4 protein-coding genes and 1 pseudogene are annotated in these 8,932 nt (G+C 41.9%); 3 read left to right on the top strand and 2 right to left on the bottom strand.

Features of this window, described 5'->3' with window-relative positions; all coding sequences use genetic code 11:
- Positions 1-101: 101 nt before the first annotated feature.
- Positions 102-641 (bottom strand): annotated as a pseudogene (locus H6G86_RS37020) (NAD-dependent epimerase/dehydratase family protein); the annotation flags it as partial.
- Positions 642-1,352: 711 nt separating this feature from the next.
- Positions 1,353-1,949, bottom strand: a complete 597-nt coding sequence (locus H6G86_RS37015) for an ISAs1 family transposase (RefSeq protein WP_520449531.1) — start codon at positions 1,947-1,949, stop codon at positions 1,353-1,355.
- Positions 1,950-2,371: 422 nt separating this feature from the next.
- Here H6G86_RS37015 and H6G86_RS37010 point away from each other — a divergent pair, with 422 nt between their 5' ends.
- The 3 genes from H6G86_RS37010 (at position 2,372) to H6G86_RS37000 (ending at position 8,930) form a co-directional block, all read left to right on the top strand.
- Positions 2,372-4,462 (top strand): ATP-binding protein, encoded by a 2,091-nt coding sequence (locus tag H6G86_RS37010; protein ID WP_190938541.1) that lies wholly within the window; start codon positions 2,372-2,374, stop codon positions 4,460-4,462.
- A gap of 368 nt (positions 4,463-4,830) precedes the next feature.
- Positions 4,831-7,839, top strand: a complete 3,009-nt coding sequence (locus tag H6G86_RS37005) for an eCIS core domain-containing protein (protein ID WP_199338572.1) — start codon at positions 4,831-4,833, stop codon at positions 7,837-7,839.
- Positions 7,840-7,970: 131 nt separating this feature from the next.
- Entirely contained in the window at positions 7,971-8,930 is a 960-nt protein-coding gene (locus H6G86_RS37000) for a hydroxymethylglutaryl-coenzyme A reductase family protein (RefSeq protein ID WP_190938540.1), read from the top strand.
- Positions 8,931-8,932 lie beyond the last annotated feature (2 nt).

The raw sequence follows: 8,932 nt of genomic DNA, 5'->3' as shown, positions 1-8,932 counted from the left end.
ATACCCTTAAACGGCTGCCCATATACCTGTTACCGTGGTAGATACATTATGTGTATTTACTTATCTTTACACAATTTGGTTTTTTCACCCTGTCCTACTTAGCGTAAAGCAACAAAGGGTACACCAAAATTTTTATGATACAAACTACACAACTTCTCAGCAGCTAATTTTGTAATTCCATACGGAGAAATAGGCTGAGGGCAAATACTTTCATCAGTCGGTAGTTTTTTAGCATCACCGTATATACTGGAGGTTGAAGCAAATATGAATCTTTTTATGTGTTTAGCATCTTTGATGGCTTCTAATAAAATTTGGGTACTATTGATATTCTTTTCAACATAAGTTTGGAAGTTTTTTCCCCAACTAGCTCTTACACCCGCTTGTGCAGCTTGATGATAAATGAATTCAGCATCTTCTAGCAGTTTATGCCAGTCTAGGAGTTGAATATCTCCCTCAATTAATTCAAAATTAGGATTGTTATGTAAATGTGCAATGTTCTTGCGCTTTAAAGCAGGGTCGTAATAATTATTGAATTCATCAATACCAATTACTTGATGCCCTTCTGCTAATAAAGTGTCTACTAAGTGAGAACCAATAAAACCAGCTGCTCCTGTAACGATTATTTTTATAAGAGACACCATAAACTAATCTCCATAACAAAAGATAAGCTTCACTGCATACCCTACGGGAAGGCTTATACCAACACAATGACATTGTGTAATCAATTTGTTTTTCTACTTCCTTAATGCATAAACTGGAAAGTAGCCATGAACTGGGCAATAGATAGCCTGTTTTTTGAACCTATCCCACTAGTCTAAAAATTCCTACTTCTTTTCGTAAAATGTGCTTGAAAACCTTGATTTTTCGTTTTTAGTTCTCAATAAACTTAAGTTTTGAAGCACAAATCTTATTAGTGGGATAGGTTCTTAGAACATTTTGGATTGCGATCACACTTTCTCTGAAATTCTACGGTTTAGAGGGACTGAGGTCAAAAAGACCATCAAAGCTCAACTCCTAAAAATTACTGCCAAAATATTCAATTAATTTTGTAAATTTTAACTGCTAGTTGATTACCAGTTGTGACTTACAGGAATCATAGTATCTGATGAGATACTCAAACGCAACTCATATGCAACATAAAAGTATCAGGGTTAGCGCAGGTAGGACGAACGCATCTAAATATTAAAGATCGATAATCAAGGTTTAATTCCCCAACATTACACCACACAAGGCTTTCAGAGAATTAAGTATGAAAGCGAATAATAATAATCGTTATAGGAACGTGAGTTTGTGGCAGAGGTCGGCTGCCAAGCCAGGGTTAGCGCATCTCAAACCCTATTGACAGTGGGATTCTAGGAGAATGTTGAATTTGGAAGAGCCGCCGCCAAAACTGAAAGCATATACTGATCATTCATCGCGGCTTGCCGAGACTTTTGGCAAATGCTGCGGCGGAAAGATGATTCTCGCTCTAAGGCATTCAGGGCAATACGACGTAACAAAGCAAAATTCTGTGGACTATGCAGACAACGAATCCGACATTCATCCTCATTGAAAGTGACATCTAATGTCCAATGAACAGAATTTTCTATTCCCCAATGCTGTCGAATTGCACTAGCAATTTTGTTTGCATCACTGACGAGACTAGTAATGTAAAATTGCACCTCATGGGTAGTCTGATTCCAATGCTGAATCGAACGTACTACCATCACTATTGTTTTTAGCCCTACCCATAAATCTAGTTGATAAAGTCCAGGAATCTGGGACACAGGTACAGTGTAAACTGTACGCTTTTCAATGCGATGATGTCCTTTCTCGATACGCTGACTAATGCTGATATCGATACCTTCAAATCCAATGGATTGTGCTGCCTCAAACCAATTTTTTACTTGTTGATACAGTGTGGGATGATTATCTTTTAGGCTCAAAACGTAATTAGAATCAGCCGCGATGAATGATCAGTGTATGGTTTCTGTCTTGGCGGCGGCTCTCCCAAACTCAACACTCTCCTAAAATCCACCTGTCAATAGAGTTTGAGACGCGCTAACCCTGGATATTCGGGTGGATAATTTCTGTGGTAGACTCTCTATGATTACACTGCGTTCGTGTATCTATACCCTTCAAACCTCATAAATTGGCAGAGGTATTGTAATAAAAGATTAATTTTTTATTAACTAAAACTTAAACTTGCTTTAGCTTTAAAACAATATCAATCTAGAAGGTGTCTAAAAATTCAGTCTCATTTGTATTATAAAAAGTTATAAAAACATGAATATGTTATATGAAATTGACAAGATGTAGTGAACCAAATTTTTGTATATTAGTGCTGCCAGTATCGGGATTATAATCTAGCTTTACACAGAGATTTTTAATTATGTCTACTTACTTATCAATCCCTACAATAAGTAGCAATTGGTTAGAGGCTAATCAATATTATCTGATAAGGGCAATCAGTCATATAAGCGAAGCCCTACAACATCATATTCATCAAGTGGGAGACGCTGCAAATAGTCAGGAAATGGAGCAATGGAAAGAAAGCAGAGGATTCAAAGCTGATTCCGAAAACTTTGGCGGAGATAGGGAAAATTTTCACTACCCCACAACTGATTCCAGTGAATTATCTGCGTTAGAGCAGGTGTGCAATATCTTCGACTTGTCTTTGTTTGAGCGCAATGTCTTACTGTTGTGTGCAGGTAGAGAATTTGATCGTAGTTGGTCGTCACTGTTTGCTAAGGCTCAAGGCGATCAGCAACAGAATTATCCCACTTTTAGCTTGGCTTTGGAAGTGTTAGCAGAAGCGCATTGGAGTGCGCTTCTGCCTAGCGCGCCGTTACGCCGATGGCGACTAATTGAAGTTGGAGCAGGAAACACTCTAACTACTAATCCATTGCGGATTGATGAACGGATATTGCATCATCTTATGGGAGTGCAACATTTGGATGAGCGCTTAGCAGAGATTGAGTTATCAGTGCCAGTAAATGCTTATTTAGTATCCTCCCACGAATACATAGCACAGCAGTTGGCAGATACTTGGTTGCAGGCGTTAGATGAGACAGAAATATTACCAGTCTTACAATTATGCGGAACAGGAGTGGCGAGTAAACCAGCCATTGCCTCCACTGCTTGTACCTTTTTAGGGTTAAGTTTATATGCTATTTCTGCGGAAACGATTCCTACCGATACTAATCAACTCAATCTAATCAAGTGCCTGTGTGAGCGGGAATGGATGTTAAGTGATCGCGTGCTTCTACTAGATTGCGATCAATTAGAAACAATGGAAGCCAGCCGAAATAGTGCAATCTCGCGTTTCATCGAAACCATTAATTGTCCTTTAATTATCACTAGTTGCGATCGCCTCTGTCAAAAGCAGCGTCCCTTAATTACCTTTGATGTACATCAACCTACCTCAGAAGAACAGCAGTTAATTTGGCAAAATGCTTTGGGGAAAATCGCACCCAGCTTTCAAGGACACGTAGAAACTTTAGTATCCCATTTCAGCCTCAGTCCCACAGACATTCAGACTGCTTCTTTGAGAGTAAAAAGCCTAGTTAAAAAAATAGAAGGGCAAAGGGATAAAGAAACAGAAAAGAGTGTAGCCTCAACTTCTCCTTATTTGCACCTTTGGGACATTTGTCGCAACCAAGCACGTCCACGTCTAGATGAGTTAGCTCAACGAATTGAGCCATCTGCGAGTTGGAACGACTTGGTATTACCAGAGAAAGAGCAGCGAATCCTGCACGAGATTGCTGCTCATGTAGCACAACGGACAAAGGTGTATAAGAACTGGGGATTTGGGAGTAAAAGTGGGCGGGGACTAGGGATCAGTGCCTTATTTTCAGGGGCTAGCGGTACGGGTAAGACAACAGCAGCAGAGTTGTTAGCTAGGGAGTTGCGATTAGACCTTTATCGCATCGATCTAAGTTCAATTGTGAATAAATATATTGGCGAGACAGAGAAAAATCTGCGACGAGTATTCGATGCAGCAGAAACTGGTGGCGTAATTTTATTATTTGATGAAGCAGATGCTCTGTTTGGGAAGCGATCGGAAGTAAAAGACAGTCATGATCGCTATGCAAATATGGAGGTCAGTTACTTATTGCAGCGCATAGAATCTTATCATGGTTTAGCGATTTTAACTACTAACTTGAAAAGTTCAATCGACCAAGCTTTCTTGCGCCGCCTCAGATTTGTTGTGCAATTCTCATTTCCAGATGCCAAGCAAAGAGCAGAGATTTGGCAGCGTATTTTACCCAGTCAAACACCGACTGAAGGGCTAGACTTCACCAAGTTAGCCCAACTGAGTGTCACAGGGGGTAATATCCGTAATATTGCTTTGAATGCAGCCTTTATTGCCGCAAATTCTGGCGAGTCATTGGGAATGAAACACATTTTACAAGCTACTAAGAATGAATATATCAAACTGGAGCGATCGCTCACTGACGCCGAGATCAAGAGTTGGGTGTAACCATTTACTTCAATATTTTATATTCAGAAATAGATAAACCCTAATCGGCTGCGATCGCTAAACATCTCAAGCAGATGCTTTATTGGGTAAGTCCTCAGAAGTAAGATACAGTCATGAACGCTATGCAAATATAGAGGTTAACTACTTGTTAGAGAGGCTAGAGACTTACCGAGTTTTGAGGATTTTTGTTGCTAAATTGAAAAGCTAAATTTAAATTTTTGTTTACCAAATTTTAATGTCTAATTAACTGAAAATGTTGGACTTTAGTAGAACTCGTCTGTGTAAATATTTAGACAAAAGTTTGATATTATTTATCCTAGCCTTCAGAAATATAAAGTTTGGTAAGCAGCACTTAAGGAGACTTTGAAATGAAAGCTTTACAGACGAAGAAGTTTGTTGGTCAAAAATCCGTTTCAGATGCTGCCATACCAGTACAGTCTCAAATTAAGTCGCGTCCCTTTGTAACGAACTCTGCCCTACAGAGGCAGGAGTTTACCCAGACACCAGAGGAAGCAAAACTGCAAGGATTCAACTTTGCCCAAATCCCGATATTTCCCGGAATGAGACTAGCAATGCCTAAGATGCTTCAGCCCAAGCAAGCTAAGGAGATACTCAAGGATCTTCCTGAAGTAAACCTAGCTTCCAGTAGCGGCGGTCAACCCATGCCAAAATTGGTGCAGCAGAAGATGGAAACTTCCTTTGGTACAAACTTTTCTGATGTCCGCATTTACGAAGGGTCACAAGCAGAGAAGATAGGGGCACTAGCTTATACCCAGGGACAAAATATCCACTTTCAACCGGGTAAGTATCAACCCACCACCCAGTCAGGTCAAAAGTTACTAGGACACGAATTAACTCACGTAGTACAACAACGAGCCGGACGAGTGACCGCGCCTCAGTCTAAGGGAGTTGCCATTAATACCGACTCTCAATTAGAGACTGAAGCCGATGTTATGGGTGCAAAAGCAGCGCGGGGAGAATCAGCACAAGTAACAAAGGCTGCGAGTTCTGAAGTGCAGCGTATGCCTGCTCAAGGTAATGTTGTGCAGTGTGTACGTGATGGAAAACAGCCAGCAGAGCAGCCGTCTAGTAACGAAGAAGATGATTCTGCTTATCTTGTGGATAGAGCTGCAATGGATGCAGTTCTGGAAGAATATTATACTGGCATCTTAGATGAGGAGATATCTCAAGCCGATCCAAAAGAATTAGCCCAAATAGCCAGCGAAAAAGATAGTTTTTTATCTCCCGTCGCCGTACATATGCTGATGTCATCTGGGGAACAAGAGCAGGCGAGAGCGTCCATTGATGCCCAAGGAATATCTCAAAATTCAGGCAATAGGCAATACATTCCAGAAGATTTACTTGCTCGAAATAAACAAGAGGGTTCTTCTGGGCTATCTAATTCCCAAGACGTGGAGCAAGAAGAAGATAATAGACCTCTTGCAGAAATATTCACAAGTATTGACAATATCTTAGGGGAGCTTGAGAGCGAGCTGCCTCCAGATTCAGAACTGAGGAATCTGGCAGCTACGACACGGCAAGAACTATTCCAGAACCAGCCACCACCAATACCTGTAACACCCCAACAACGGCCCCGACCACCAGTACCCATAACACCTGTAACAGCGCAACAGGAAGCACAAAGGTTGTTAACAATGAATAACACAACAAGAGCGCAGCGAATTGCACAATTGCGTCAGCAGGGGATAGGACAGCATGTCATACAAGACATAATAGATCGGTTCGACAACTTACTACATGAGCAAGATGAAATTGCACGATTAGAAGGGAGAATTCCGCCACAAGCCCCACAAACGCCACAGCAACCAGCAACAAGGTGGAAACGAACAAAAGCAAGAATCAATAAACCCTTTGACAATACCAAAGAGCCGAGAAAGCAAGTTGCAGATGGGATAAAGCAACACGAGACTTATTCAGATCAAACCAAAATTCTAGGACAGGATTCGAGCAAATCAAATGTTGATCAAGTTTTGGGTCAGAATCTTCCCGCCAATGATAAAGACCCAAACTCTTACTTAAACCTTCCCCCTGGCGAAACTGAAAAATTTGGCAATGATGCAGCCGTAATTGGCATGACTAGGGATGATGTCAAAGCTGTTGGTGGTTTGCTTTTATTTCATGACTCTTTTAGGAAATTTAAGAGTGCATTTAGAGATAAGACGAAGCCAAAAAGGGAAAGAATTGCAAATGCATCTGACAGTTTAGGTAATATGACTTCCGCTGTTACATACACTGGAATAGTAGGAACTCAAGCACGAAAAGGTGCTGAACATCATCAGGCTCCGGGGGATTCAACCTCTGGATCGGGAGCTTTCGCAGCCGTCAAACAAGGGGGTACGATAAGAGGTACTTCGATACCCTTTGATGTCGGTAAAGCAGCAGCTAGCGTTTTGACAACTGTGCCAAAGCTGGTCACTTATACCGATGCTGGTCTGAAAGCTGCTCAAAGAGAGAATTTTGGCGGTCACAAATCTGTGGGTCGGGGTGTTAAAAACGTTGCAGACTTGACAAAATCGGCAGCAGGTGCAGTTAAAGATATTTCTAGTTTAGTAAGCAATGCTGGTGCAGGAGGAGGGGCACAAGGAGCGCAAATAATTGCTGGAGGAGCGGTTGCTCCTATGGCAGCGGCGGTAGTGGGTAGTGCAGAGGCTATCCAAGGAGGCTACAAACTTAAGAAGGCTTACAAGAATAAGAAAGGTCTAGATGAAATAGCGAACTCACCGACACTAGATCAGTCTCAGATACTAGATCAACTTAACACGCTAGATCAACTTAAAGAAATACAGAAAAAGAAAATGAAGCGTGCAGCCATACAAACTACTCTTGGTAATGTAATGCTAGCTGCTGGGGTTGTAGGGTTCACTGGTGGGCCAGCAGGATTAGTGGCTGCTACTGCTATGGGTGCGGGTGTTGGAGCCTTTCAAATTGGACAATGGGGAACAAGAAAACTTAAGCAGAAAATGCGGGACAAGGGAGTTAAAGGATTCGATAATACCAAGACCACAGACAGGAAAAATGAGGCTAGAAAGGAACTTGCCGGGAATACTCTGACTATGCTAGAAGGAGCAATCAGCAATGAGGAAAAAGAAACTATATTCTCTAGTATGGGTTTGAATGGGAATAAGAAAGATGGTGTAGTTCAACAAGTTTACAATAATGTGCTAGCTAAATATCTTAGTCCACAAGAACTACAGCAGCCCACAACCGCAGTCAACCGCATATTAAAGCTGAAAGGGGACAAAAATAATTTGAAACAGGAAGTTAGCTGGGACAAGTTAAGTGGTAATGATTTTCCAGCAGACTTTGCAAGGCAAGTCAAAAAAGCAGCGATCAACGAAGCTTTGAAAAAGCGTTAAAGAAGTCAATTAAATCAAATTCAAATCGTGTTCCTGACAAGAAAAAACCTTCATCTCGGCATGAAGTTGTCTTGCACAGATCGGGCGACGATTTTGGCTATTTGCTATCTATGTCAAAAGGAAGAATTACAATGATCAATTATATGCAAGTGCCTTCACGGATCGTAAATGCCGCCCTATTGGGTAGAGCTAAGGCCACTGACCACGATGGTCTGGAAGATACTCGAAACATGCAGCTAGAATCCATTGAAGCTGGCTTGTTAGAATTCCGAACACAGAACTTATGGGTGAGTTCCTCTCCTGGAACTGTTGAATTAGTGGAGTTCCGATTTCCAGGAGGTTTAACTTATCAGATTTCGCTAAACATTGTAAGCGTTGCAAAGCAAAATAACCATTACTCGATATCGGCATCGTTCTTAAGTTCCGAGAGTGAAGATAAGTTCTGGAGTGTGTTTCTCGCAAATATGCGATCGCTCGACAAAACCAGCGAAGTCAAAGAATGGCCAAGACTGCCTTGCCGTGGGCAATATACCGAGAGCGCCCGCCAGCGTCGCCTAAGCTTCATACGGGAACACACCGGAGTCACGATGGAGCATATTGGGAAAACTGATCTTCAACCCGAAAGTCTCAAGCGCGTTACGGAGTCATTCATTGGTACTGTTGAGATTCCCGTTGGTGCTGCCGGCCCGCTTATGTTTCACGGTCAGCTCGTTAAGGGACACATATTCGTTCCGATGGCAACGACGGAAGGGTCGTTGATCGCCTCAGCGACACGCGGTGCGACGGCAATCACATGCTGTGGTGGAATTACCACCGCTGTTCTTGATCGAAGAATCACGCGCGTGCCGCTATTTCAGATGGCAGATTTGCATGATGCGCTGTTCCTGGCTCAGTGGGTAAAATCTCGCTTTCTTGATATCCGTAAGCAGACGCAGTTGATGTCCAAACACGCTGATCTAAAACGTATCGAGCCGCAGATCCTCGGTCGCGATGGGAGCTATGCGGTTTCGTCAGATCCAGTAAAAAACAAGCGATCACTAAATCATTTTCCCAGTAGTATAAATTTATTTATACTTTTTAAGCAGTATTAACA

The organism is Nostoc sp. FACHB-133, assembly GCF_014698055.1.
Classification (GTDB): domain Bacteria; phylum Cyanobacteriota; class Cyanobacteriia; order Cyanobacteriales; family Nostocaceae; genus Nostoc.
The sequence above is the reverse complement of the archived record's forward strand: the minus strand, read 5'-3'. Positions and strand labels throughout refer to the sequence as shown.